This is a genomic window from Alphaproteobacteria bacterium, assembly GCA_040216735.1.
Classification (GTDB): Bacteria; Pseudomonadota; Alphaproteobacteria; order SHVP01; family SHVP01; genus CALJDF01.
In genome coordinates, this window is sequence record JAVJOO010000002.1 from 574,034 (window position 1) to 597,316 (window position 23,283).

At 63.4% G+C, this 23,283-nt stretch carries 30 protein-coding genes; 9 read left to right on the forward strand and 21 right to left on the reverse strand.

The window, feature by feature from the left end:
* Nucleotides 1–42 precede the first annotated feature (42 nt).
* The gene (locus tag RID42_03955; GenBank protein MEQ8246813.1) at nt 43–696 is read right to left on the reverse strand and encodes a glutathione binding-like protein; all 654 of its coding nucleotides are present in this window, start codon (nt 694–696) and stop codon (nt 43–45) included.
* A gap of 107 nt (nt 697–803) precedes the next feature.
* Here RID42_03955 and dapB point away from each other — a divergent pair, with 107 nt between their 5' ends.
* Nucleotides 804–1,610, forward strand: a complete 807-nt coding sequence (gene dapB, locus RID42_03960; protein MEQ8246814.1) for a 4-hydroxy-tetrahydrodipicolinate reductase — start codon at nt 804–806, stop codon at nt 1,608–1,610.
* A 7-nt stretch (nt 1,611–1,617) separates the two neighbouring features.
* Here dapB and RID42_03965 read toward each other — a convergent pair whose 3' ends face one another.
* Together RID42_03965 and RID42_03970 are read right to left on the reverse strand one after the other, a co-directional pair.
* Entirely contained in the window at nt 1,618–2,289 is a 672-nt protein-coding gene (locus RID42_03965; protein ID MEQ8246815.1) for a hemolysin III family protein, read from the reverse strand.
* A 10-nt stretch (nt 2,290–2,299) separates the two neighbouring features.
* Complete coding sequence (locus tag RID42_03970; GenBank protein ID MEQ8246816.1) at nt 2,300–2,506, reverse strand: cold-shock protein; 207 nt, start codon at nt 2,504–2,506, stop codon at nt 2,300–2,302.
* Nucleotides 2,507–2,911: 405 nt separating this feature from the next.
* On the opposite strand from RID42_03970, the gene RID42_03975 reads away from it, so the two are divergent.
* Both RID42_03975 and RID42_03980 read left to right on the forward strand, forming a co-directional pair.
* Entirely contained in the window at nt 2,912–6,112 is a 3,201-nt protein-coding gene (locus RID42_03975; GenBank protein ID MEQ8246817.1) for a PAS domain-containing protein, read from the forward strand.
* Between the two features lie 97 nt (nt 6,113–6,209).
* Nucleotides 6,210–6,575, forward strand: a complete 366-nt coding sequence (locus RID42_03980) for an FYDLN acid domain-containing protein (GenBank protein MEQ8246818.1) — start codon at nt 6,210–6,212, stop codon at nt 6,573–6,575.
* Nucleotides 6,576–6,605: 30 nt separating this feature from the next.
* On the opposite strand, the gene RID42_03985 is transcribed toward RID42_03980, so the two are convergent.
* Entirely contained in the window at nt 6,606–7,487 is an 882-nt protein-coding gene (locus tag RID42_03985; protein ID MEQ8246819.1) for a methylated-DNA--[protein]-cysteine S-methyltransferase, read from the reverse strand.
* Nucleotides 7,488–7,609: 122 nt separating this feature from the next.
* Between RID42_03985 and RID42_03990 the strand changes: the two genes are divergently transcribed.
* The gene (locus RID42_03990; protein ID MEQ8246820.1) at nt 7,610–8,056 is read left to right on the forward strand and encodes a DMT family transporter; all 447 of its coding nucleotides are present in this window, start codon (nt 7,610–7,612) and stop codon (nt 8,054–8,056) included.
* On the opposite strand, the gene RID42_03995 is transcribed toward RID42_03990, so the two are convergent.
* Together RID42_03995 and RID42_04000 are read right to left on the reverse strand one after the other, a co-directional pair.
* Nucleotides 8,057–8,575, reverse strand: a complete 519-nt coding sequence (locus RID42_03995; GenBank protein MEQ8246821.1) for a DUF2244 domain-containing protein — start codon at nt 8,573–8,575, stop codon at nt 8,057–8,059.
* 50 nt (nt 8,576–8,625) lie between these two features.
* Nucleotides 8,626–8,826 (reverse strand): hypothetical protein, encoded by a 201-nt coding sequence (locus tag RID42_04000; protein ID MEQ8246822.1) that lies wholly within the window; start codon nt 8,824–8,826, stop codon nt 8,626–8,628.
* An 82-nt stretch (nt 8,827–8,908) separates the two neighbouring features.
* On the opposite strand from RID42_04000, the gene nth reads away from it, so the two are divergent.
* Nucleotides 8,909–9,667 carry an endonuclease III gene (gene nth, locus RID42_04005; protein ID MEQ8246823.1) on the forward strand — a complete coding sequence of 253 codons (759 nt, stop codon included), beginning with the start codon at nt 8,909–8,911 and terminating at the stop codon, nt 9,665–9,667.
* On the opposite strand, the gene RID42_04010 is transcribed toward nth, so the two are convergent.
* Both RID42_04010 and RID42_04015 read right to left on the reverse strand, forming a co-directional pair.
* On the reverse strand, nt 9,664–10,266 hold the full coding sequence (locus RID42_04010; protein MEQ8246824.1) for a hypothetical protein: 603 nt from the start codon (nt 10,264–10,266) through the stop codon (nt 9,664–9,666). The genes nth and RID42_04010 overlap by 4 nt on opposite strands.
* Nucleotides 10,267–10,282: 16 nt before the next feature.
* Nucleotides 10,283–10,960 carry an EI24 domain-containing protein gene (locus RID42_04015; protein MEQ8246825.1) on the reverse strand — a complete coding sequence of 226 codons (678 nt, stop codon included), beginning with the start codon at nt 10,958–10,960 and terminating at the stop codon, nt 10,283–10,285.
* A gap of 135 nt (nt 10,961–11,095) precedes the next feature.
* Here RID42_04015 and RID42_04020 point away from each other — a divergent pair, with 135 nt between their 5' ends.
* Nucleotides 11,096–12,091: an adenosine kinase gene (locus tag RID42_04020; GenBank protein ID MEQ8246826.1), complete on the forward strand. Its 996-nt coding sequence runs from the start codon at nt 11,096–11,098 to the stop codon at nt 12,089–12,091.
* A 27-nt stretch (nt 12,092–12,118) separates the two neighbouring features.
* On the forward strand, nt 12,119–13,783 hold the full coding sequence (locus tag RID42_04025) for an adenylate/guanylate cyclase domain-containing protein (GenBank protein MEQ8246827.1): 1,665 nt from the start codon (nt 12,119–12,121) through the stop codon (nt 13,781–13,783).
* Nucleotides 13,784–13,799: 16 nt separating this feature from the next.
* Here the strand turns inward: RID42_04025 and RID42_04030 are convergent, their stop codons facing one another.
* The 11 genes from RID42_04030 to hisB are packed head-to-tail and all read right to left on the reverse strand — an operon-like array spanning nt 13,800 to nt 20,289.
* Nucleotides 13,800–14,468, reverse strand: a complete 669-nt coding sequence (locus tag RID42_04030; GenBank protein MEQ8246828.1) for a glutathione S-transferase family protein — start codon at nt 14,466–14,468, stop codon at nt 13,800–13,802.
* 3 nt (nt 14,469–14,471) lie between these two features.
* Entirely contained in the window at nt 14,472–14,840 is a 369-nt protein-coding gene (locus RID42_04035) for an HIT domain-containing protein (protein MEQ8246829.1), read from the reverse strand.
* 12 nt (nt 14,841–14,852) lie between these two features.
* On the reverse strand, nt 14,853–15,200 hold the full coding sequence (locus RID42_04040; GenBank protein ID MEQ8246830.1) for a phosphoribosyl-ATP diphosphatase: 348 nt from the start codon (nt 15,198–15,200) through the stop codon (nt 14,853–14,855).
* Nucleotides 15,197–15,652, reverse strand: coding sequence for a GNAT family N-acetyltransferase (locus tag RID42_04045; protein ID MEQ8246831.1), 456 nt, complete (start codon nt 15,650–15,652; stop codon nt 15,197–15,199). Before RID42_04045 ends, RID42_04040 begins: the two co-directional genes overlap by 4 nt.
* 50 nt (nt 15,653–15,702) lie before the next feature.
* Nucleotides 15,703–16,629 carry a DMT family transporter gene (locus RID42_04050; protein ID MEQ8246832.1) on the reverse strand — a complete coding sequence of 309 codons (927 nt, stop codon included), beginning with the start codon at nt 16,627–16,629 and terminating at the stop codon, nt 15,703–15,705.
* Nucleotides 16,622–17,398 carry an imidazole glycerol phosphate synthase subunit HisF gene (gene hisF, locus RID42_04055; protein MEQ8246833.1) on the reverse strand — a complete coding sequence of 259 codons (777 nt, stop codon included), beginning with the start codon at nt 17,396–17,398 and terminating at the stop codon, nt 16,622–16,624. Before hisF ends, RID42_04050 begins: the two co-directional genes overlap by 8 nt.
* 2 nt (nt 17,399–17,400) lie before the next feature.
* Complete coding sequence (gene hisA / locus RID42_04060; protein MEQ8246834.1) at nt 17,401–18,123, reverse strand: 1-(5-phosphoribosyl)-5-[(5-phosphoribosylamino)methylideneamino]imidazole-4-carboxamide isomerase; 723 nt, start codon at nt 18,121–18,123, stop codon at nt 17,401–17,403.
* Nucleotides 18,120–18,641 (reverse strand): GNAT family N-acetyltransferase, encoded by a 522-nt coding sequence (locus RID42_04065; GenBank protein ID MEQ8246835.1) that lies wholly within the window; start codon nt 18,639–18,641, stop codon nt 18,120–18,122. The genes hisA and RID42_04065 overlap by 4 nt, the downstream gene beginning before the upstream one ends.
* On the reverse strand, nt 18,641–19,276 hold the full coding sequence (gene hisH, locus RID42_04070; protein MEQ8246836.1) for an imidazole glycerol phosphate synthase subunit HisH: 636 nt from the start codon (nt 19,274–19,276) through the stop codon (nt 18,641–18,643). Before hisH ends, RID42_04065 begins: the two co-directional genes overlap by 1 nt.
* Complete coding sequence (locus tag RID42_04075; protein ID MEQ8246837.1) at nt 19,273–19,683, reverse strand: DUF2628 domain-containing protein; 411 nt, start codon at nt 19,681–19,683, stop codon at nt 19,273–19,275. The genes hisH and RID42_04075 overlap by 4 nt, the downstream gene beginning before the upstream one ends.
* Before the next feature lie 6 nt (nt 19,684–19,689).
* Nucleotides 19,690–20,289, reverse strand: a complete 600-nt coding sequence (gene hisB, locus RID42_04080) for an imidazoleglycerol-phosphate dehydratase HisB (GenBank protein ID MEQ8246838.1) — start codon at nt 20,287–20,289, stop codon at nt 19,690–19,692.
* A gap of 162 nt (nt 20,290–20,451) precedes the next feature.
* On the opposite strand from hisB, the gene hslV reads away from it, so the two are divergent.
* Entirely contained in the window at nt 20,452–21,000 is a 549-nt protein-coding gene (gene hslV, locus RID42_04085; protein ID MEQ8246839.1) for an ATP-dependent protease subunit HslV, read from the forward strand.
* Between the two features lie 3 nt (nt 21,001–21,003).
* Complete coding sequence (hslU, locus tag RID42_04090) at nt 21,004–22,311, forward strand: ATP-dependent protease ATPase subunit HslU (GenBank protein MEQ8246840.1); 1,308 nt, start codon at nt 21,004–21,006, stop codon at nt 22,309–22,311.
* On the opposite strand, the gene RID42_04095 is transcribed toward hslU, so the two are convergent.
* Both RID42_04095 and RID42_04100 read right to left on the reverse strand, forming a co-directional pair.
* Nucleotides 22,301–22,678 (reverse strand): helix-turn-helix domain-containing protein, encoded by a 378-nt coding sequence (locus tag RID42_04095; GenBank protein MEQ8246841.1) that lies wholly within the window; start codon nt 22,676–22,678, stop codon nt 22,301–22,303. The genes hslU and RID42_04095 overlap by 11 nt on opposite strands.
* Entirely contained in the window at nt 22,675–23,280 is a 606-nt protein-coding gene (locus RID42_04100) for a Smr/MutS family protein (GenBank protein ID MEQ8246842.1), read from the reverse strand. The genes RID42_04095 and RID42_04100 overlap by 4 nt, the downstream gene beginning before the upstream one ends.
* Between the last annotated feature and the right edge of the window lie 3 nt (nt 23,281–23,283).

Here is a 23,283-nt window from a genome sequence, read left to right on the forward strand (position 1 = left end):
GCTTTCTTCTCTGCATGGTCCTGATGGTCCTGGGCGTGGCGGCTATTCGGCGATCTTTGCCGCCCACGGCGCACCGACTTTCTTTTGTTCGTCGGTCGGAATGGCGAGGCCGCGTTGAACCGCCGGGCGCGCCGCGATGGTCTCCATCCAACGATTGAGGTGGGGCAGGCCCTCGATCGAGACGCCTGAAAACTCGAACACCCGGACCCAACCGAAGCAGGCAATGTCGGCGATTGAGTAGTCGCCCGCGAGATAGGGGTTGTCAGAAAGCCGAGCCTCCATCACTTCGAAAATCCGCCGGGTCTCGTTGACGTACCGCTCGATCGCCTTGGGCGTCTTTTCTTCCTGCCGGTTCCACCACCCGGCTTGGCCCTGCATTGGGCCAAGGCCGCCCATCTGGAACATCAGCCACTGGATGACGGTCGAGCGGCCCTTGGCGTCCGACGGCAACAGCTTGCCGGATTTCTCGGCGAGATAGATCAGGATCGCGCCGGATTCGAAAACGGTGAAGTCGCCGTTGTCGCGGTCGACAATCGCTGGGATCTTGCCGTTCGGGTTGATCTTGCGGAACTCGGGGTGGTGCTGATCGCCGTCCATGATGTTGATGGCCGTAACGCGGTAGGGCAGCGCCATTTCTTCCAGTGCGATCGAGGCTTTGACGCCGTTGGGCGTTCCTAGGGTGTAGAGATCGATCATGTCGGTCCTCGGGTTGGGCGAATCGTGTCGCCGCGTTTCGTCGGGGTTGTCCCATGTGCTAAAGGTCGCCCCAACGGAAAACAAGCCGGAGACCGGCCATGGCCGATGTGAAGATTGGAATTGCGGGCTGCGCCGGGCGGATGGGGCAAACACTTTTGCGTCAGGTCGCCGCCACACCCGGTTGCGCCGTCGCCGGCGGTAGCGAAGCACCGGGGAGCGTGGCGATCGGCCAAGATGTCGGTACCTCGGCCGGGTTGCCGGTTGTCGGCGTCGGCGTTGTCGATAACGCCGACGCGTTGTTCGCGACCTGCGATGCGGTGCTGGACTTCACCGCACCTGCGGCAACCGTCGCCCACGCCCGCACCGCCGCCGCGCAGGGCAAGATTCTGATCGCCGGGACCACCGGCATGGGCGCGGCCGACGAAACGGCCCTGCGCGACGCCGCGCAGCGCACGGCTATTGTTTATGCCGCCAACATGAGCGTCGGCGTCAACGTGCTGGCCCAGGTGGTTAAGCAAGTCGCGGCGTTACTCGGGCCGGATGCCTTCGATATCGAGGTCGTCGAAATGCATCACCGCAACAAGGTCGATGCACCGTCGGGCACCGCCTTGCTGCTGGGCCGCGCCGCTGCGCAAGGGCGCGACGTCGATCTCGATGCCGTGGCCGACCGCGGCCGCGACGGCATCACCGGCCCGCGTCAAACTGGGCACATCGGTTTTGCCAGCCTGCGCGGCGGCAGCGTGCCCGGCGATCACACGGTCATCTTCGCTAGCGACAGCGAACGCCTGGAACTTACCCACCGGGCGCAGGACCGTTCGCTCTTTGCCGCCGGCGCCGTGCGCGCTGCATTGTGGGCAGTGGGCAAGCCCGCCGGTCTCTACGACATGACGGATGTGTTGGGGCTGAAGGACTGACGCACCGTTACGCAGCGCGCAGCATCAGCAGGATCGCCACGAAATGCGTGGCGCTGCCAGCCAGCACGAAGACGTGCCAGATCGCATTGTTGATTTTGAACCGGGGCCAATGAAAAAAAGCGAGCCCCGCCGTATAGGCGATGCCGCCGACCCCAAGCAGGCCCAGCGGCCATGGTTCGAGCGTCTGCACCAGCGGGACGATCCAGGCGACCCCGGCCCACCCCAGCGCGACATAGACGAGCGAGCTGAACCGGTGTAAGCGGCGCACCATGAACAAACGCAGTGCGATACCGCCGAACGCCGCCGCCCAAACCAAGCCGAGAAGAAGCGCGCCGCGGTGATCCCAGAGCGGCATCGCTGCGACCGTGGTCACGGTACCCGCAATCAACAGATAAATCGCGCTGTGATCCATCGCATGGAAAATGCGCCGGGCGCGCGGATTCTGCGTCCAATGATAAAGCGACGATGCGAGGTAGGAGGCGAGGAGTGTTGCGCCGTAAATCAGCGCGGCACCGACGGGACGGACGCCCGAATTCCACGGCATGAGGATTAGGAGAGTCGAGACGGCGGCCACCGCAAGGGCAAGGCCGACAAAAGGGATAAGCGAATCCCAGCGGCCAAGGAACCCGAACGGTTCGAACTCGGCGGCGGGTGGCGAGGGGGCGCGAGGCCCCCTCAACCCTTTGGTCTTAGTCGACAACCCGGAGATTGGCGGCGGACGTCTTACCGTCGCGGCCGGATTCCAGATCGTACTCAAGGCGTTGGCCTTCGCTGACATGCGAAAGGCCGGCGCGTTCGAGCGCGGAGATGTGCAAGAAACTATCCTTGCCGCCGTCTTCGGGGGCAATGAAGCCGTAACCCTTGGTCGCGTTGAACCACTTAACGGTTCCGATCATGTGTATTTCCAGTTCTTCATAAAGTTATAGAACGGCGCACCCGCAGGTGTGCCGGGTCTCAGTTCAACGATTTCCGTGGGGTATGACGTCAAGTCGGCGTGGACAGTTCGAGATACGCCGGGTCGTCGCAGGTCTGATGGGGGACATATGGCCCCGGTGGCACCGATTAGCAAGCGGTTTCGATCCGCAGGGGCAATGTCGCGCAGGAAACCGGCCAAATCGCGCCGATCCACGGCAGAATCCCGCATTTCTATAGGGTCCGTACGGATTCCTAGCATTTCCGTTAAACGCGATATTTCAGAATGATGACCGGTCGAATTTCCGCGATATCGACTCGCCGCGGCGCGCCCCTGACCTCTCCCGTCCGCCCGCAGAACCCGGTCGGCACGCGTAGGCAGTTCTAAAGTGGCACGCCTCTCACGCAGCGGCTTCGCCCTTGGCGCCGTATTCGCTACGGCAAGCGCTCTCCTAATCGGCGCGGCGGCGATCAACAACCTCCGGTTCGAAAGCCGCGCTCTGACGGCCCATTTCGAAGAAGCCGCAGTGCGCACGATCGCCGGCATTGCCGCCGGCTTAGGAGCGGCGCCGGGCAATGTTGCCAGTTCCATCGCCGCTTATGTGGCCGAAGCACCCGATATTGTGGGGGTCACAATTCTAAACGGCGACGGGACAATTCGGCTCGCCGCCGGCGACGCCCAAGCGCCGTCCGAACAGACGTTTAGTGTCGAGCGCGCGATGGCCGACGGCGGCGCACCAGGCCTTGTTAGGGTAACGTTCGACCGAGCCTTCCTTGACGCCGACATCGCCCGTGTCCGATCGGGCACCTATCAGCGGGCGCCGATCGTGTGGGCGGGCATCATGGTTCTGGTCATTGCGCTGCTGGCCTACCGCGAACGAACGCGCCGAGTAACGGGCGACAATCGTCGACTCCATGACGAGATTCTGCGCCGCAGCGAGGCTGAGGCGCGCGAGCGTTCGATTAGAGTGCGCTTGGAGGACATCGCTGCACTGACTAGCGATTTCTACTGGGAGACAGACGCCAACGGAATCGTACGCTACGTTTCGGATCGGTTCCGCACGGTCACCGGAGTACTCGACGAGTTCGTGGTTGGCAAACCTATTGGTGAAGGCCGCTGGCAGTCGACCCCGGAAACGCGCGCCAATATCGCCGCCATCTTAGACGAGCGGCAGACTATTCGGGACTCACAATTCCACTACACCGACACCAAAGGAAGGATACGGGTGATTGCCGCTTCGGCGGCGCCGCGCTTCGATAGCGACGGCGTCTATATCGGCCACCGCGGGACGTCCCGTGACGTCACACCGCAAGCCGAAACAGCCCAACGAGTTGCAGAAAGCGAGGAGCGCTTCCGCAGCATTGCCGAGATGTCGGCCGATCTGTTCTGGGAAACCGACGCTGAGGGTCGCATCACCTTTTTCGTCAACCGGTCGGGCAGTCGTTTGGCGTTGGCGCCCGATGTGTACATGGGGACAAAGTTTTTAGATCTCGTTCGCGAGGTCTCGCCCCATTCCGCAATCGAACTCGAACAGATCATGGCAAAACGCCAGTCCTTTTCCGGTCTGCGCCAGGATGGCGTTTCGTTGGACGGCGCACCGCGCCACTTGGTGGCCAACGGACGGCCCATATTCGGGTTGAACGGTACCTATCTCGGCTACCGCGGCGGCACCCGTGACGTTACCGATTTAGTCGAGGCCGAGAAAAGAGCTGCGCGAAGTGCCAGACAGATTAGAGCCTTCTTCGACAACGCGCCGGCGGCAATCATCATCAAGAACCGTGACCTGCAGATCACCCATGTAAATGGAACCTACGAGACCTGGTCGGGCCGTGCGCTGGATACCGTCTTAGGAAAGACCTCGCCGGAGATCCACAGCGACAGCCCACAGGCGCGCGCCTACCATTCCATCGATCAAGAAATCCTTGCAACGGGGCGCGCCCACCGTGACGAAGACTCCTTTACCTTCGGCGACGGCACGAAACGATCGATCGCCAGCGTCCGGTTTCCGATTCTTGACGATGACGGCGAGCCGACGGGGATCGGTGTGTTCCTCACCGACATCACCGATCAGCACAAAGCCCAAGAGCGCGCCGCCGAAATTTCCGCCCAACTGCAGCAGTTCCTGGATAACTCACCGTCGGCCATTGCCATCAAAGAAGTCGACGGTCGTTTTTCCCAAGTCAATCCGGCCTGGTGCACGCTGTTAGGCAAATCGGCGCAGGAGGTGATCGGCAAGACGAACAGCGATATTTTCCCAAATGGCCCGGCGCAAGGGTGGCTTCGCACGCAAGACAAGAAGGTTGTCGATGCCGTGGGACCGATCGAGAGCGAAGCCGAAATCCTCGCAGGCGACGGCGCGATGCGGCGGATTTCTTCGGTACGCTACCCTTTGCGAGATAAGAGCGGCAGGGTCACCCATATCGCATCGATCAGCACAGACATCACACAGGCCCGCAATGCCGAGGAGCGGTTACGCCAAGCACACCGGATGGAAGCGATCGGTCAGCTCACCGGTGGGGTTGCGCACGACTTCAACAATTTGCTGACCGTCGCCCAGGGAAACCTGGAGCTGCTTGAGCTGTCATTGACCGACGCCGGTCAGCGACAACGACTCGAAGCGGCGATTCGGGCGGTGAAGCGCGGCGGTTCGCTGACCCAACAACTTCTGTCGTTCGCCCGAAAGCAAACCCTAGCGCCGACATCGATCTCTGTAGCCGAAGCTGTAAACCAGATCGGTGCCATGATCGGTCGGGTGTTGCGCGCTAATATTGTCCTTCAGGTTGAAATAGCCAACGATCTTCCGCCGATCCAAGCCGATCCGGCACAGCTAGAGTCGGCTTTACTCAATCTCGCGCTCAACGCACAAGATGCGATGCCCCGGGGCGGTCACCTGACGCTTCGCGCCGATCGCGACGAGACCAATCCCAGTCTGGTAAACCTAAGTGTCGCCGATACGGGCACCGGCATCGCCGAAGCGATTCGAGAGCGTGTCCTGGAACCCTTCTTTACAACGAAGAGCGTTGGCGAGGGTTCGGGCTTAGGTCTCAGCATGGTGTACGGATTTGTCCAGCAAAGCGGCGGCTATCTAGAAATCCAGAGCGAGGTCGGTCGCGGCACTGAAATCGTCCTCTCGATGCCGGTCGCGAGGTCGCCGATCGAGGTTGAGGGGTCGGACAAACCGCTTGTAGCCGGGAAAGGACGCGTCCTCTTCGTCGAAGACGATCCGGACCTGCGAGACATGGCGGAACAAATGATCCGCGCCCTTGGCTATGTCGTGGAATCGGTCCCCGATGCCGACACGGCTGCGCGGCGTCTGATTCAGAAAACCCCCTTTGACATTCTTCTTACCGACCTAGTTCTCCCGGGAAATACCAACGGCCACCAGCTGGCCGAGTTTGCGCGCGGCATCCGCCCGACCATGCATATCGTCGTCACATCGGGTTATGCCGATTCCGTCCTCAAAGAGGAAGGCGACCTGCCGGCTGGCAGCATCTTTCTACCCAAGCCCTTTCGGATGTCGGCGCTTTCCCAAGTTCTTCACGCAGAAACACCTGTCGCTAGTACCAACACCGAGGCACGCAGCGAGTAGTTCGTGCGTTTTCGGCTCGTTCGTGCGCATATGGGGCAAAGGGGCCCAGGTCTGCAGTGCACCTCGGGTCAAACACCTCCAATCAAAGGCATCTCGATTGACCGAAGCGACGACCGCCAAGCATGGCGATAAATGGACCTGCGACAAATGCGGGACCAAGTTTTATGACCTCAAGAAACGCGGTCCGAACGCGGGCGCGATGTGCCCGGAATGCGGCGCGGAAGTCATTAAGGTCGCCAAACTGCCCCCTGGGACAGCGCGCAAACCCAAGTCGCGGAGCGCCTTTTCCCGGACCCGCCCGGTACCGGTCGAAAAAAAGGCCGAAGACGAGGAATCGGACGACACATTGGACGACGATGACGACAAGGACAGCCTGCCCGAAATCGACGACGACGATGACACGACGATCCCGGGCGAGGATGACGACGACGACGGGTCCAAAACCTCAAGCGACACGAATTAGTCCGGTCGGCGGCGACGCCCCAAAGATTTCCTAGACGGCGGCGCGGCCGCTTTCCCGCGCTTGCGCGATCTCGCCGCGGCTTGCTTCCCAGCCAAGCATCGCGCGCTTGCGGGCACCGCCCCACCGGTAGTGATTGATCAAACCGGTCTTGCGGATGACCCGGTGGCACGGCACCACCCACGAGATCGCGTTATGGGCCACGGCGTTCCCGACCGCACGGCCATGCCGCGTTAGCCCGAGCCGGTTGCCGATCGCCTCGTACGTCGTGGTGTGGCCTGGGGGAATCGCGAGCAGTGCCTCCCACACCCGGATCTGAAAGTTGGTTCCCTTCAGCACGAGCGTGAGCGGCGTGTCGGCCGGTCGCGGCGCAAAGATCCGGCGCGCCATCGGTGCCACCGCGAGGTCGTCCTGCACAAAGGTCGCCCGCGACCAATTGCGAGCGAGGTCCGCGTGTGCGGCGCGGCGCGGCGCATCGCCCTCGCCAACGACGAAACCCAGTCCGCACACACCGCGGTCGGTCAAATAGAGCAGACATTCGCCGAACGGTGAGGGTTGATACCCGTACCTGATAACGAGATCGGCTCCTCGCGCCTTGTATTCGCCAGGAGTCATAGCCTCGCAAGCAACAAATAAATCGTGCAACCGGGAGGGGCCGGACAGCCCGGCGCCATAGGCGGCGTCGAGCACGCTTGAGGAGTCCGCAAGCAACGCCTTGGCATGATCGACGGTCAGGTATTGCTGAAACCGCTTCGGGCTGAGCCCGGCCCACCGTTTGAACAGGCGTTGAAAATGAAACGGGCTGAGCCCGACGGCGGCGGCGATGTCGTCCAGCGAAAGGCGATCATCCGACTCGGCCAGCAATTGGATCGCGGTTTCGATGCGGGCGTAGTCGCGCGTGGGGGTGTGGGTCATGGCCGAAGTCTGACCGTGGCGGGGTGACGACGCCACCCGATTCTTGCGGTGCCACCGTTTGCGTTGCGTCCGCATGCGCGCCGCGCAATGGTGCGCGATGGTCCCCGCTACAAGGAGCGCACATGTTGTCGTGGTTTCTATTGTTCATGGTCGCCCTGGCCGGGTTTCTGACGCCGGTACAGGCATCGGTCAACGCGATCCTCGGCCGCTCGCTCGGGCATCCGATATCGGCCGCCGTCATTTCTACTGGCGTCTCATTCAGCTTGTTGATGATCACGGCGGTGGCGATCCGCGTACCGCTGCCGACTGCCGCGGGCATCGGCACGCCGTGGTGGATCTATGTCACCGGCGGCACCATCGGCGCGGTGTTCGTTTTCTTTCTCTTGTTCTCGGCCCCGATTATCGGGGCGACGGCCATGATCGGGGCGATTATCGCCGGCCAGTTGCTAGGCTCAGTGGTCCTCGACCACTACGGCCTGCTCGGGTTGCCGCAGCACGACTTCACCCCGGGTCGCGCTGCTGGGATCGCGTTTCTTGTGGTCGGCGTGTTCTTGATTCGAAAGTTCTAGTCAGGCCGGCAACGGGCCGTTCTTGAGTTTAGCGAGTTCCCCGCGCAGCGCCTTGGCCAACGCGACGCGCTCTTCGTGCAGCAGAAAATCGCCGAGCGCAACGTGACGTCCGTGGCTGGACAGCACGAGGCGGCTCTCGCGTCCGGCATCCTCATCGAGCGCGATCCGGACCCAGAACGGTTGAAACGTCCAACTCAAGACCTTGCCGCGCGGACTGATCCGGCGCACCACAAGTTCGTTCTCGGTCAGCGCAATCGTTTCCATCAGGCGCGCCGCCCGGTAGCTGAGTTTGAAGGCGCCATAGATCAACAGGACGTCGAGTCCGAAGAACCCGACCACCGGCCACGACCCGGCAAGAAAGAAGAACAGCCCCGCCGTGAAGCTGACCGAGATCACCGCCGCCATCAGCGCCCAAAACCCGGCGCGCCCAAGGGAACGATGGGGATACAGCACCGCATCGAACAGCGGCGGTATCGTCACCTCAGGCGGGGGCGCAGGCGTGTCGGGCGCTTCAGTCATGCCCCGATCATAGCGTTTGGACAGCGGGCGAGCACAAGCGAATCCGGGTCCTAATCGCGACGAATTGTCTCGTCCTGCGGGTTGTCGGCGCGTTTCTGGCGGCGCTGCGCCGAACGCATCTTGTTGAGTGTCAGCATCGCCTCCCAAGCCCTGGGGTCGCACGCCGCCTGGGCCGCCAACAGGACGTCGATCGGCGGTGGACTGGGCCCCGCCGGCGGTTGATTGGGGATGGTTGTTTTGCGTTTGGGCATGGGCACGTATTTAGCACACCTGGGCGCGATCCCGACAGGAGCGGCTTTGCCGCCTGGGGTGCGCGCCGCTACTCTCGCGGCCATGAAAAAGGCCCATATCGACGAATTCTTCCGCCGTCTCGCCACGGTCAACCCGGCGCCCGAAACCGAGCTGATCTATCACAATCCCTTTACCCTACTGGTTGCCGTGGTGCTGTCGGCGCAAGCGACCGATGCCGGCGTGAACAAGGCGACACCGGCGCTGTTCGCGGCGGCCGACACGCCGGAAAAAATGGTGCGCCTGGGCGAAGCGAAGATTCGCGATCTCATCAAGACCATCGGATTGTTCAACACCAAGGCCAAGAACGTTGCCTCATTGAGCCGGATTCTGGTGGAGACCCACGGCGGCCAGGTGCCGCAAACGCGCGAGGCGCTAGAGGCGTTGCCGGGGGTTGGCCGCAAGACTGCTAACGTCGTGTTGAACACCGCCTTCGGCCACCCGACGATCGCAGTCGATACGCACATCTTTCGCGTCGGAAACCGGACCGGACTGGCGCCGGGCAAGACGCCGCTTGCGGTCGAACTCGGGTTGGAAAAGGCGGTGCCCGCCCATTGGAAACAACACGCCCACCACTGGTTGATTCTGCACGGGCGCTATGTGTGCAAGGCGCGCGTGCCGGACTGCCCGGCATGCCGCGTCGCCGAATTTTGCGCCTACAAAGCGAAGACCACCGCCGAGGGAGTCCCGCCGAAGAATCCGCGCGCCAAAGCGGCGTCGGAGAAAAACCCGGCCCAAAATAAAAAAGCGCCGAAGGGAAAGCGCCCGCCGCCCAAGGGTGGCCGGGGTGACTCTGCGCGCTAGTTCTCGCGCTCGTTGAGACTGACCCGGCTGGCCGACCCTTCGGCAAGGTGGGCAAGGCATTGGGCGCTGGAGACCGGCGCGACCTGACTACGGGTTTCGACGTAGCGCACTTGGTAGTCCTCGGGTCCGTCTTCTTCGTACAGATAGATATGGGCGACACAGGCATCGCTCTTGTAAAGCCAGACTTCGCCGGGAGGTTCGGTATGCAGCAGTTCGGGCGTCCCCAGTAGGTCGGCGAGCGCGCTGCGCCCGAGACCGACGAGGCGGGCGGGTTCTAGCGCGGCAATCACGGGTTCAGGCGGTTTTGCCGGCGTCGGCGCGGCAGCCGGCGGTCGTGGCGGCGGCGGCCGAACGGAGGTTCGTTCCTCGGAACGCGCAGGCTCGGTCGGGCGCGGGGCCGGCGGCGTCAGGCGTACCGTGCTGGGGGGGCCGACCGCCGCGGTCCGTGCCGACTTGGCCTCGTCCACGACGACGCGGGGCGGCGGGACGGCCGCGCGATCCTCGCGTAGGACCGCGGCCACACGTGTGCTTTCGTCGGCGGGCGCGGCACAGGCAGCCAGCACCGCCAAACATCCGCCAATCAACCAAACCCGTGTCATACCCAATACCAGCGCCCTAACCGGCGCGTAACCCCTTGAACACATGGATCATCGCCACCGGTGCGATGATCGCCGCGAAAAAATTGACGATCGGAATCGTAAACAGAACGGCGATCACGATCCCTGCCATCAGAATACGACCCCGTTCCCGGCGGCGCAGCGCCTTGGCCGAAGCGATGTCGCTGTAGCGGTGCGCGACGGCCTCGAAATACTCTCGGCCCATAAGGTAGCCGTTGAGGACAAAGTAAACCAAGAAACCGATGCCGAAGATTAGGGCTAGGAACACATAGGGCACCAGCATGACGAGGTTGAGCGCCACCAAAACGACAAGGAATCGAATGCCGACATAGATTTCTTGGGCTAGGGGCAAATCCTTGCCCGGTCGGTCGTGGGGGTAGTGTTCGCGCTCGACCGCCTCAAGGATTTCGCCCATGAAGAACGTGGTGATGACCATCGTCGCGACCGCCGGCGAAAACAGCCAGATGGCGAGGACGAAGATCAGCGATCCCGCGGCGCCGGAGACCCAACCCGAGAACCACAGGTCATAGGTCACCCAGATATATTCGATGGCCGCGCCGGCCAGAACGCCGACCAACACGATGACAACCAACGTCACCGCAAAGCTTTTGAGGAAGACCGCGCGAAACGCCGGTTCGGGGAGTTGGGCAATGGCTTTGGAAAAGGCGCTGATCATCGGGCGGTTCCTTGCGCGGCGCCGGTCGCGGGCGGCGAACCTGAGTTGCCCGGGAGCGCGGTCTATCTATACTGCCGCCACCGCCGCCTTGCCAGGGGCGCGCGATGCGTCGAATCGAACCCAAAGGAGGTTGTCCTGCCCTCTGCCACGCTTGATGCCGTTTGTATCGGCAATGCCATCGTCGACGTTTTCAGCGCGACCGAACCCGATTTTTTAACTCGGCATGAACTGGTGCCGGGATCGATGAACTTGATCGACGAATCCCGCGCCGAGATGCTGTACGGCGAGATGGGGCCGGGCCGGGAGATGTCCGGCGGCTCTGCCGGGAACACAGCCGCCGGAATCGCTTCGCTCGGCGGTTCGTGCGGCTTCATCGGCAAAGTGCACGACGACGAACTAGGTAAGGTCTTTACCCACGATATGCGCGCGGCGGGGGTCGAGTTCACCACCTCCCATTTGGTTGCCGGCCCCGCTACCGCGCGCTGCCTCGTGTTAGTCACGCCCGATGCCCAGCGGACGATGAATACGTACCTTGGGGCCTGCGTCGAACTGGGCCCCGACGACCTCGACGAAGACCAAATTGCCCGCGCCCAAGTCACCTACATGGAAGGGTATCTTTGGGATCCGCCACTCGCCAAGGATGCTTTTCGCCGAGCGATCGAGGTCGCCCATGGCGCCGGGCGCAAGACAGCTCTGACGTTATCCGATTCATTCTGCGTCGATCGGTATCGCCGGGAGTTCTTGCAGCTCTTGGAGGGCGACATCGATATTCTGTTCGCCAACGAAGACGAATTGAAATCGCTCTATCAGGTCGACGATTTCGACGACGCTTTGCAGCGCGTCCAGGGCCATTGCGAAATCGCCGCGTTGACGCGGAGCGAAAAGGGGTCGGTGATCGTGCGCGGCAACGAGATCCACATCGTCGATGCGAGCCCGGTCGAGCGCGTGGTCGACACGACCGGCGCCGGCGATCTCTATGCGTCGGGATTTCTTTACGGTCTCGCCCGCGGCTACGACCTCAAGACCTGCGGCACCATCGCCGGTCTTGCGGCAGCCGAGATCATTTCCCACTACGGCGCGCGGCCCGAGACCGCGCTCAAGAAGCTGGTGGATGCACAGCTCAAGACATAGGCGCGCCGGCGCCGTCCGGTCGCGTTGATGGCCCGCGCGCGCCTTATTGCGGGAATCATTCTCTATATCTATGTCGCGACGCATCTGATCAATCACGCTTTGGGCATCGTTTCGCTCGAGGCGATGGAGGTGGGGCGCGACGTGTTTCTTGCGCTTTGGCGCAATGCCGTCGGCACCACGGTCCTGTACGGCGCCATTCTGACCCACGTCGTTCTCGTCCTATGGTCGATCTACCGGCGGCGCACGTTGCGAATGCCCACCCGCGAGGCGCTGCAAATCACCTTTGGATTGTTCATCCCCGCCCTATTGCTGGAGCACATCGTCGGCACCCGCGTTATGCATCAGATCGCCGAGGTCAACGATACCTACGGAAATGTTCTCTCGGTCTTGTGGGTCAGCCAACCCGAGAAAGGCGCCCTGCAGTCGATCGCGTTGCTCTTAGCCTGGACCCACGGCTCGATGGGCCTCTTTTTTTGGCTGCGCCTGAAACCTTGGTTCGCCATTGCCGCGCCGTGGCTGCTGGGTGCCGCGGTATTACTGCCGGTGCTGTCCCTGATCGGATTCGTCGACGGCGGCCGCGAACTCACCCGGCTGCTGGAGGACGAGGCGTTCGTCGATCAACTCCTCCAAACGATCAACCCACCGGACGAGGCCGCCACTGCGCAGGCCTTCGCTATCCTCAACTGGGGCTACGTCGTTTACGGCACCATGCTTGGTCTGGTGGTTGTCGGCCGGATCGCCAGATGGATCGTGCAGCAACGGTCATACATGGTGACGATCACATATCCGGACGGTCGGAAGATTGCGATGGAACCGGGTGCAACAATTCTCGACGCAAGCCGTCGGCTCGGCGTGCCGCACGCGTCTGTCTGCGGCGGCCGCGGTCGTTGTTCGACCTGCCGCGTCCATATCAGTGCGGGCCGCGAGTCCCTGCCGGCACCCTCGGCGGAGGAAACGCGGGTCCTGATGCGGGTCGGCGCCTCCGACGCAACCCGGCTGGCTTGCCAACTCAGGCCCACCCACGACGTCGCTGTGACGCCGCTATTGGCGGCCGACGCCACGGCGCGCGACGGGCACCGCAAATCGGCGATCAGCCAAGGCGCCGAGAGGGAGGTCGCGATCCTGTTTGCCGATATCCGCTCGTTCACCGCATTTTCCGAGAAGAAACTGCCCTACGACGTGGTCTTCGTCCTCAACCAGTATTTCCGCACCATGGGCGGCGCGGTCGAGAACGCGGGCGGACAACTCGACAAATTCATCGGCGACGGGGTGATGGCCCTGTTCGGGATCGAGAGCGACGCGGCGGCCGGGTGCCGATCGGCGCTGGAGGCGGCGCGGCGGATGGCTATCGGGCTCAAGGAACTCAACGAAAACCTCAAGAACGACCTGCCAGAACCGTTGCGGATCGGCATCGGCATCCATGTCGGCAGCGTGATTGTGGGCGACATGGGCTATGCCGCGACCCGTTCGGTCACCGCCATCGGCGATGCGGTGAACACCGCAAGCCGGCTGGAAGCGATGAACAAAGAATACGCCTCCCAGTTGGTGGTCAGCGGCGACGTCGCGGAGCGGGCCAAGCTCGACCTGTCGGGCCAGCGCCACGAAAGCGTCGCGGTGCGTGGGCGCGACGAGCCTTTGCGGGTGTTCATTCTCGACGATGCGTCGGTGCTGCAAACCCTTGAGACGGTTTAGCCCGGACCGTTGAGGTTCAGGCTTTGTCGCCGTACTTGGCCACGAGGGTTTGGCGGAAAGCGTCGCGCGCCTGCGCCATCTCGGCGAATGCCGCCGCAAACAGCGGTGCGCTTTGGACGAAATCCCAATAGGGCGTAAGGGCACGGTAGCCGCGGCGCAGGTCAGCCTCCGAGAAATGCCGCAGGATATTGGGCAGGTACCATAGCGCCGGCGCGAGCGCGCAGTCGGCCAGCGTCGGCGCCGAACCGCGGCACCACGGCGCCGGGTCAATCGCCTCGTCGAGATGTTTTAGCCCCGCACCGACACGCGCCAGGTGCGCGGCAACCATATCGGCATCGCGTTGCGCCGTGCGGATCTGCGGCACTAGGGCGTGGACCGGGGCCAGGAGGTAGAGATCGACCAACCGGGCAATCAACCGCGCCTGCGCCCGCGCCGCCGGATCGCCGGGCAAGAGAGACGGCGCGGGATGCTTGTCTTCCAGGTACTCCACGATCACTTCGGATTCGTAGAGCAGCAGATCGCCATCCTCAATGAACGGGATTTTTCCAAGCGGGCTGCGTGCGCGGTTGGGATCGGAGAGAACATCGGGTGGACCGATTTCGAGGTCGAGCGCAACGCCCTTAACCAGGGCAGCAAACCACACCCGGCAGAAATACGGCGACAGCGGCGTCCCGTAGAGCTTCATCCGCTAGCTCGCTTTGTTGACCAAGCCGGTCCCGAGGGACTCGCCGCCTAGGATATGGACATGGAAGTGCGGCACGAGTTGATGGGAATCCGGGCCATGGTTGGCGATCATCCGGTAGCCCGTCGCGTCGACGCCGAGCTCGCGCGCGATGTTGCCGACGGCGCGGAAGAATGCGGCGAACGCGGCGTCGTCCGCGCGGCTCGAGAAGTCGTCCATCGATACGTAGGCGCCCTTAGGAATGACCAAAACATGGACCGTCGATTGCGGCGCGATATCGTTGAAGGCAAGGACATGATCATCCTCGTAGACCTTCGAACAGGGTAGTTCGCCGCGTAGAATTTTTGCGAACACGTTCCCGTTGTCGTAGCTCATCTGGCGCTCTCCCTAGTCGATCGTCTTGTCCTTGCGCGCGGCCTTCTCGGCCAAGCCCGATGTGCCCTCGCGCCGCGCCAACTCGGCAAAGACGTGCTCGGGGCGTACATCCATCTGTGCCCACAACACCATCATCGCGAACAGGAGATCGGTGCTTTCTGCAATGACCTCGCCGCGATCCTTATCGACGGCGGCGATCACGGTTTCGACCGCCTCCTCGCCGACTTTTTCAGCGATCTTTTTGCGGCCCCGCGCGAACATCTTGGCGACGTAGGATTCTTTTGGGTCGGCATGGCGGCGCGATTCGATGACCGCGAAGACCCGCTCGATGACAGCGCTACTGTGATTGTTGTCGTTCATGTCAGAAACTTTCTCATAAAGACGCGCGGAACCCCAGCCTCCTCACGACGTTCGTACTCAAGCCAACCGAGACGCGTGTAGAGAGCAATGTTTTCGGACATCTCGGCATGCGTGAAAAGGCGGATTTCGGTATAGCCCCGCTTACGGGCTTCGTCTTCCGCCTTTTCGATCAACCGGCGCCCCAGGCCACGACCTTGGCTGGCCGGATCCACCGCGACATTCACCAACAGCATATGATCTGGTTGGGGCGACAGAAACAGCGCGCCACAAAGGCGGGCCTCCGCTTCAAGCACCCAGGCATCGCAGTGATGCAGTTCCTCGGCATAGTCCGCGTCGAGCGGCGGGATCGATTTACCGAGGCGGGGCACATAGACGCCGTAGGCCGCTTTCATCAGCGCTGTCATGCAGGGTGCGTCGCCCTCGTTTGCGGGACGCTCGGTAACCTCGTTCATCGTCGCAACCTACCTCGGCGTCGTCCCTGTACCATCTAACGGCGGCGGCCTCAGGACAGACCCGGGATTCGACGCCGCAGGACGCCGCTCGCGAGAGCGACCCCGCAGCATACCGCACCGACCCCGATCCACGTGACAGGTCCCGGCAATTCGCCGAGTGCGGGGACAGCGATCAGGGTGGCCAGGACCGGCACCAGCGCACTGAAAGCCGCGGCATTCGAGGCCCCCAGCCGCCGCACCGCGACGCCGAACGCGGCCATCGCGACGAGCCCTGAACCAATTCCCTGGGCCGCGATTTGGATCGCGATATCCCGCCACGACGCGTCGAACCGCACCCCACCGTCCAGCAGCGCAATCGGCACCATGACAACCAAAGACCCCGCACTAACCAACGCCGTCGCCTGCCAGGCGCCCAAACCGGATTGCCGCATCGCTAGGGTATAGGCGGCCCACAGCGCGGCGCCGCACAGGAACAGGATGTGCCCACGCCATTCTCCAGGATCGCCGGTAAACAGACTGGCACTGCCGACCGCGAGGCCGCCCAGAACGATTAGCGCAAAGCCGATCTGCCGCCACCGGCCCAACCGTTCGCCCAGAAGCAGGAACGCCAACAAGGCCGCGAACAACGGCATCGTACCGGGCAACAGCGCACCGACATCGGCGACCGGCGCAAACTGGGTACCGGTGCTGACCACCAAAAAATAGGGTGCGCCGGCGCCGGCGATCATCACTGCGGCATGGCTGGGGCGAATCCGTCGCCACGGCAACCGCACCAGTACCGGCAGCAAGACGATCGCGGGCGGGACGGTCCGCATCAGGGCGACTTCGACAGGGGAGAACGCGCCCGTCACGCCGAAGCGCGTGGCAACAATCCAACCACCCCATATGGCTACCGCGGCGAGCGCCGCGAGAACGCCCCAGAGAACCGGTACCCCGACGCGCGGTTCTTGCCGGGCCCGTGCGCCCAGGTCAGTCACGGACCGGAACGCCCGCCTGTTTCATGTACGCCTTGGCTTGGGCGATGGAGTATTCTCCGAAATGAAAGATCGACGCCGCCAACACCGCCGTCGCGTGGCCGTCCCGAACGCCGGCCACGAGGTGGTCGAGAGTCCCGACCCCGCCCGAGGCAATCACCGGAATCGTCACGGCATCGGCAATGGCACGGGTGAGCGGGATGTCGAAGCCTTGCTTGGTCCCATCGCGGTCCATCGAGGTCAGCAATATTTCGCCGGCGCCGAACTCGGCCATACGCTGGGCCCAGGCAACGGCGTCGATGCCGGTGGCGTTACGCCCGCCGTGGGTAAACACTTCGAACTGCCAGTTGCGCCCTGCCGCCGATCCGGGGTTCAGCTTGGCGTCGATCGCCACGACGATGCATTGACTGCCGAACTTCTCCGCCGCGCGGCGCACGAAATCGGGATCGTTCACCGCCGCGGTATTGATCGAGACTTTGTCCGCCCCCGCCAACAGAAGTTTGCGGATGTCGTCCAGGGTTCGGACGCCGCCGCCGACCGTAAGCGGCATGAAGCACTGCTCGGCGGTGCGGGCAACGACGTCGAAGATCGTGTCGCGATTCTCGTGGCTCGCGGTGATGTCGAGGAAACACAGTTCGTCGGCACCCTGGGCGTCGTAGAGGCGCGCCTGCTCCACCGGATCGCCGGCATCGCGCAGATCGACAAAGTTGACGCCCTTGACGACGCGCCCGTCCTTGACGTCCAGGCACGGAATGACGCGCGCTTTGAGCATCCTCAGGCTGCGATCTTGAGAGCGCTAGCAGGCTCTAGGGTGCCTTCATAGAGCGCCCGGCCGATGATCGCCCCGGCGATGCCGCGATCCTCGCAGGCCTTCAGTGCGGCGATGTCGGCCACAGTGGCGACGCCGCCCGACGCGATCACCGGAATCGAGACCGCCTCGGCGACGGCCAGCGTCGCGGCAACGTTGACGCCCTCAAGAACGCCGTCGCGGTCGATATCGGTGTGGATGATCGCAGCCACGCCGTCGTCCTCGAAGCTCTTGGCGAGATCGATCGCGGTCATTTCGGAGACCTCGGCCCAGCCTTCGACGGCGACCTTGCCCCCCTTGGCATCGATGCCGACCGCGATTTGGCCGGGATAGGCCCGGGCCGCGGTGCGCACCAATGCGGGATCGCGCAGCGCGACGGTCCCGAGCACGACGCGCGCAACACCGGCCTTTATCCATCGTTCGATGGTCGCAAGGTCGCGGATGCCGCCGCCCAGTTGCACCGGCCGATCGGTCGCCGCCAGAATCGCCGACACGGCATCGGCGTTGACCGGTTTACCGGCAAAGGCGCCGTTCAAATCGACGAGGTGCAGCCAAGCAAAACCGAGCGCCGCAAACTGCCGGGCTTGCGCGGCGGGGTCGTCGTTATAGACCGTCGCATCGGCCATCACGCCGCGCCGCAACCGGACGCAGACGCCGTCCTTGAGATCGATCGCCGGATAGAGAATCACGCACTCAACTCCTTGGTATAGAAGAAGCCGCGGATGAAGGTGCCGCCGACCTGCGCATAATGCGGTTTGATGCCCCACCGCTTGAAGCCAGCGTTCTCGTACAGGGCGATGGCGCCTTCTTGGGTTTCACGCACATCGAGGCTGATCTGACGAAAGCCGCGCATCCGCGCATGTTTTTCAAAGTCGGCCAACATCCCGCGCGCCAGCCCGTGGCCGCGCGCCCAAGGCGCGACGAAAAAGCTATTGAGGGTGACGTTGTGGGCGCCCGCCTCGTTATTGGGCGCGGGCCGCACCATTTGCGCGGTCCCGGCGATAGTCCCGTTGTAGCGCCCGACCAAAAGCTCGCGTTCGGGCACCAGCAAGACCCCCCGCCAATAGGCCTCCAGCCGCTCGCGCGGCGGCGCATTGATCCAGTCGAAACCGATCCCGACCTCGATCGCCTGTTCGGTCGCTTCACAGATCTCTTCGAGATCGTCGTCCTCGAATTCGGTCAGCCATTCCGTCTGGGTGTTGTGCATTACGGTTTCCATGACAGAAAGTTTGCGATCAGCCGCAACCCGGTCTCCTGACTCTTTTCGGGGTGAAACTGGGTGCCCACGAGGTTGTCACGCCCGATCACCGCCGTCACCGGCCCGCCGTAGTCGGTCACGGCAAGAACATGGGCGGGATCAGCCACGCGAAACGCATAACTATGGACAAAGTACGCGTGGGCACCGGTTTCAACCCCCGCGAGGACCGGGTGGGTCGGCGGCGTCATCGTGAGGCTGTTCCAGCCCATGTGGGGCACCGGCCTGCCCGGCGCGGGGGTCAACGCCGCCACCTCGCCCGGAATCCAATCGAACCCGTCGTGAACGCCATGTTCCAGGCCGCGGGTCGCCATCAACTGCATCCCGACACAGATCCCCAGAAACGGGCGACCGCCTGCTATAACAGTTTCCTCTAGCGCCTCGCCCATTCCGTCCAGCGCCATCAGACCGGCCCGGCAATCGGCGAACGCGCCCACGCCCGGTAGCACAATACGGTCGGCGGCGCGCACTACCGCCGGATCGGCGGTGACCACGATCGCCCCGCTGCCATCCCGGGCGGCCCGCTCGAACGCCTTGGCTGCGGAACGCAGGTTGCCCGAACCATAATCGACGATCGCGGTCGTCACGCGGCAGCGCCGCTGCGGGGTATCATGGCGCCGGTCGGGGTCACCTCGACCGCCGCAAAAAATGCGCGTTCGGCATCGGCGAGACGACGGCCCGAGACCGTGCCGACTTCGCGCCAGCCACGGCGCGACTTGGTCCAACGACGCAGGTTGTTGCCTTCGAACCCCATGACTAGGGCAACCAGCGCTTCGACGACCCCACCGGTCAGCGGCGCCAACAAACCTTGCCCGACCAGCACCGATGCCGCGACCAGCACGGCAAGAACGACAATCGCCGCCAACCACAGGCCGCGCCACAACGGCCAGACGAACGGCAAGAAAAGGGCGGGCCAGCAAAACCCGTCCTTGATAAAAATGAGGCTGCCGTCGCCCTGGGCGGCAGGGCTTTGATAGACGCTATAGAACCGCATGGCGGCCTACAGCGAGCCGCCAAGCACACCCTTGGTCGAGGGGACCGATTGCGCTTGGCGAGGATCGACGGCAACGGCCTGGCGCAATGCCCGGGCCAAACCTTTGAAACACGATTCGACGATGTGATGGCTGTTGCGCCCGTACAGGTTCTCGACGTGTAGGGTCAGGCCGGCCCCTTGGGCGAAGGCCTGGAACCACTCGCGGAACAGTTCGGTGTCCATGTCACCCAGCTTCGAGGTCGGGAACTCGACATTCCACACGAGATAGGGCCGATTCGAGCAATCCAGCGTGACCCGCGTCAAGGTTTCGTCGAACGGGATATAGGCCGTGCCGTAGCGCACGATGCCGGCGCGATCGCCCAGCGCGCGCGAAACCGCTTCGCCCACGACAATGCCGCAATCTTCGTTGGTGTGGTGAAAATCGATGTGCAGATCGCCGGTCGCCCGCAACGTCAGGTCGATCAAGGAGTGGCGGGAGAGCTGTTCCATCATGTGATCGAGGAAGCCGATCCCGGTGGCAACGTCATACACCCCGCTGCCGTCGAGATTGACGGTTGCGGTAATGGCGGTTTCCTTGGTCTTTCGGTCGACGGTGGCCTGGCGCATGGGCCGCTCCTCTGGGTTGGGGGCCGGAGTATCAGCGCGGCGCTCCTATAGCAGGATTGCCGCGGCCTGGCCACCGGGGACCGCCCTTGACCGCTCGGCGCAAATCCTTACATGTCGGCGTTCCGGTGCGCCCGGTGCGCGCGATTTTTCAAGGAATACGGCATGGCCACCGATTCGACGCCCGCCTGGCACGGCACGACAATCCTTTCGGTCCGCAAGGGCGGTAAAGCCGTCATCGCCGGCGACGGCCAGGTCTCGGTCGGCGCCACCGTGATGAAATCCAAAGCCCGCAAGGTCCGCCGCCTCGCCGATGGCAGTGTGATCGTCGGGTTTGCCGGCGCGACCGCCGATGCCTTCACCCTGTTCGAACGCCTGGAAGCCAAACTTGAGAAACATGGCGGCCAACTCGAACGCGCCTGCGTCGAGTTAGCCAAGGATTGGCGAACCGACCGGTATTTGCGCCGGCTCGAAGCGATGATGGCGGTGGCCAACGAAAATGTGAGCCTGGTGTTGACCGGCTCGGGCGACGTGTTGGAGCCCGACGACGGCGTCATCGGCATCGGCTCGGGCGGCAACTACGCCCTCGCCGCGGCGCGCGCGCTGATCGACCGCGACGACATGGATGCCGAGGCGATTGCCCGCAAGGCGATGAAGATCGCCGCCGACATCTGCGTCTACACCAACGAAAACGTCATCGTTGAAAGCGTCTAGCCCATGACTGAGTTCAGCCCGCGGGAAATCGTTTCAGAACTCGACCGTCACATCATCGGTCAACACGACGCCAAGCGCGCCGTCGCGATCGCGCTGCGCAACCGCTGGCGGCGCCAGCAACTGCCCGAAGAATTGCGCGAAGAAGTCGTGCCCAAGAACATCCTGATGATCGGCCCGACCGGCGTCGGCAAAACGGAGATTTCCCGGCGCCTCGCCAAACTCGCCAACGCGCCGTTTCTCAAGGTCGAAGCAACGAAGTTCACCGAGGTCGGCTACGTCGGCCGCGACGTCGAACAGATTGTGCGCGACCTGGTTGAAATCGCGATCACGATGGTGCGCAACCAGCGGCGCGAAGAGGTTCAGGCGCGCGCCCAGTTGGCCGCCGAGGAACGGGTGCTCGATGCTCTAGTCGGCAGCGACGCAAGCGAGTCCACCCGTCAGGCGTTCCGCCTAAAATTGCGCAACGGGGAACTCGACGACAAAGAGATCGAAATCAGCGTCCAGGACAGCGGCGGCGGGATGCCGACTTTCGAAGTGCCCGGAATGCCCGGTGCGCAGATGGGCATGATCAACCTCAACGACATGCTGGGCAAAGCCTTCGGCCAACGCACCAAACCCAAACGCCTGTCGGTCGTCGACTCCTACGACCTGCTGATGGAAGAAGAGAGCGACAAGTTGGTCGACCAAGACAAGCTGGTCAAAGAGGCGATCGACAAAGTCGAGCAACACGGCATCGTCTTCCTCGACGAAATCGACAAGATTACCGCGCGGCAAGACCGCGCAGGCGCCGATGTCAGCCGCGAGGGCGTGCAGCGCGACCTGTTGCCGTTGATCGAAGGAACGCAGGTGGCGACCAAACACGGCACCGTGCGTACCGATTTCATTCTGTTCATCGCGTCGGGAGCGTTCCAATTGGCCAAGCCGTCGGACTTGCTGCCGGAACTCCAGGGCCGGCTGCCGATCCGGGTCGAGCTAAAAGCACTGACCCGGGAAGATTTCAAACGCATCCTGACCGAACCCGAAGCCAGTTTGATTCACCAATACACCTCGTTGATCGGAACCGAGGGCGTTACCCTGACGTTTGGCGACGACGCGATCGAGGAGATCGCCAGCGTTGCTGCCGACGTTAACGCAACGGTCGAGAATATCGGCGCACGGCGGCTCCATACCGTGATGGAGCGGCTTCTCGACGAGATCAGCTTTACCGCCACCGACCAGCCCGGCGAGAGCGTCGCGATCGATGCCGCCTACGTGCGAAAGCACGTCTCTGACCTCGCCAAGGATTCTGATCTCTCTAAATTTATTTTGTAGAGGTACCCTCGGGCGCCGACACATTCAGATCCTCGAGCATTTTTTTCACGACACCTTCATCGAGGTTCTTGATGCATTCGGCCAACCGGTTGGCCAACTCCGTCGCCTCGGGCGATAGGCCCGCGGTATCGACGACGACGCGGGGGTGAGACAGGCGGGCCAACTGCTCGAGCGCATCGGCCTCGTCCCAGATGATGTTGAAGTAGCCGCATATTTGGCGCACCAGGTGCGCCGGTGGGCGACCGCGACGACCGTGCTCCAGGGCCGACAAATAGGCTTGGGAAATCTCCAGGTCGGCAGCCATCGTTTTCAAGGTGATGCCGCGGGCGCGGCGGAGGGCGCGGACCTTGGCGCCGAACGGCGTCATTTCTGCCGCCGCAACAGAAGATAAAGCGCGCCCTCGCCGCCATGCTGCCGCGCCGCCGGTTGCCATGTCACAACCAAACGGGCCAGCGGCGGCACAACCAGCCAGCGGGGCACCTGCTCGCGCAAAACCCCCCGCAGACGGTCGGGCATGACTCCGGGCTCGTCCCCGGGCCGCACCGAACCCTTGCCGGTGATCACCAGGACGCAACGGTGCCCGGCGGCAACCGCGCGATCGACGAACGCTTCGAGTGCGGGGCGCGCTTGGTTTTGAGTCATCCCATGCAGATCGATGCGACCGTCGATTTCCACTTGGCCGCGGCGTAGACGGACCTGGGTGCGCCGGTCCGTGCCGCCGCCGAGGACTGGAACGGCGGCGGTGTTGCGCAGCGCCGGCGCGGGAGGCGACGGGCTCGCTGGGGGCGTTGAATCCTTGGCGGAAATGGCTTCGGCACTGTCGTCACGCTCGGGCGGCGCCCGGTGTACGCCGCGACGGCGGATGACCGGATCGTGTACACGGGTATCGCGCATCACCGCCGCCCATAGGCTCGCTTCCTCGTCGCTGAGGGGGCGGCCGGGACGGCGCGGCGGCCTGCCGGTAGCCATCCT

Bases quoted from the DNA above. Each gene is read 5' to 3' on its own strand.
- RID42_03955 (MEQ8246813.1), bottom strand. From the start codon at position 696: ATGATCGATCTCTACACCCTAGGAACGCCCAACGGCGTCAAAGCCTCG.
- RID42_03970 (MEQ8246816.1), bottom strand. From the start codon at position 2,506: ATGATCGGAACCGTTAAGTGGTTCAACGCGACCAAGGGTTACGGCTTC.
- RID42_03985 (MEQ8246819.1), bottom strand. From the start codon at position 7,487: ATGACCCACACCCCCACGCGCGACTACGCCCGCATCGAAACCGCGATC.
- RID42_03990 (MEQ8246820.1), top strand. From the start codon at position 7,610: ATGTTGTCGTGGTTTCTATTGTTCATGGTCGCCCTGGCCGGGTTTCTG.
- RID42_03995 (MEQ8246821.1), bottom strand. From the start codon at position 8,575: ATGACTGAAGCGCCCGACACGCCTGCGCCCCCGCCTGAGGTGACGATA.
- RID42_04000 (MEQ8246822.1), bottom strand. From the start codon at position 8,826: ATGCCCAAACGCAAAACAACCATCCCCAATCAACCGCCGGCGGGGCCC.
- nth (MEQ8246823.1), top strand. From the start codon at position 8,909: ATGAAAAAGGCCCATATCGACGAATTCTTCCGCCGTCTCGCCACGGTC.
- RID42_04010 (MEQ8246824.1), bottom strand. From the start codon at position 10,266: ATGACACGGGTTTGGTTGATTGGCGGATGTTTGGCGGTGCTGGCTGCC.
- RID42_04015 (MEQ8246825.1), bottom strand. From the start codon at position 10,960: ATGATCAGCGCCTTTTCCAAAGCCATTGCCCAACTCCCCGAACCGGCG.
- RID42_04025 (MEQ8246827.1), top strand. From the start codon at position 12,119: ATGGCCCGCGCGCGCCTTATTGCGGGAATCATTCTCTATATCTATGTC.
- RID42_04030 (MEQ8246828.1), bottom strand. From the start codon at position 14,468: ATGAAGCTCTACGGGACGCCGCTGTCGCCGTATTTCTGCCGGGTGTGG.
- RID42_04035 (MEQ8246829.1), bottom strand. From the start codon at position 14,840: ATGAGCTACGACAACGGGAACGTGTTCGCAAAAATTCTACGCGGCGAA.
- RID42_04040 (MEQ8246830.1), bottom strand. From the start codon at position 15,200: ATGAACGACAACAATCACAGTAGCGCTGTCATCGAGCGGGTCTTCGCG.
- RID42_04045 (MEQ8246831.1), bottom strand. From the start codon at position 15,652: ATGAACGAGGTTACCGAGCGTCCCGCAAACGAGGGCGACGCACCCTGC.
- hisF (MEQ8246833.1), bottom strand. From the start codon at position 17,398: ATGCTCAAAGCGCGCGTCATTCCGTGCCTGGACGTCAAGGACGGGCGC.
- RID42_04065 (MEQ8246835.1), bottom strand. From the start codon at position 18,641: ATGCACAACACCCAGACGGAATGGCTGACCGAATTCGAGGACGACGAT.
- RID42_04075 (MEQ8246837.1), bottom strand. From the start codon at position 19,683: ATGCGGTTCTATAGCGTCTATCAAAGCCCTGCCGCCCAGGGCGACGGC.
- hisB (MEQ8246838.1), bottom strand. From the start codon at position 20,289: ATGCGCCAGGCCACCGTCGACCGAAAGACCAAGGAAACCGCCATTACC.
- hslV (MEQ8246839.1), top strand. From the start codon at position 20,452: ATGGCCACCGATTCGACGCCCGCCTGGCACGGCACGACAATCCTTTCG.
- hslU (MEQ8246840.1), top strand. From the start codon at position 21,004: ATGACTGAGTTCAGCCCGCGGGAAATCGTTTCAGAACTCGACCGTCAC.
- RID42_04095 (MEQ8246841.1), bottom strand. From the start codon at position 22,678: ATGACGCCGTTCGGCGCCAAGGTCCGCGCCCTCCGCCGCGCCCGCGGC.
- RID42_04100 (MEQ8246842.1), bottom strand. From the start codon at position 23,280: ATGGCTACCGGCAGGCCGCCGCGCCGTCCCGGCCGCCCCCTCAGCGAC.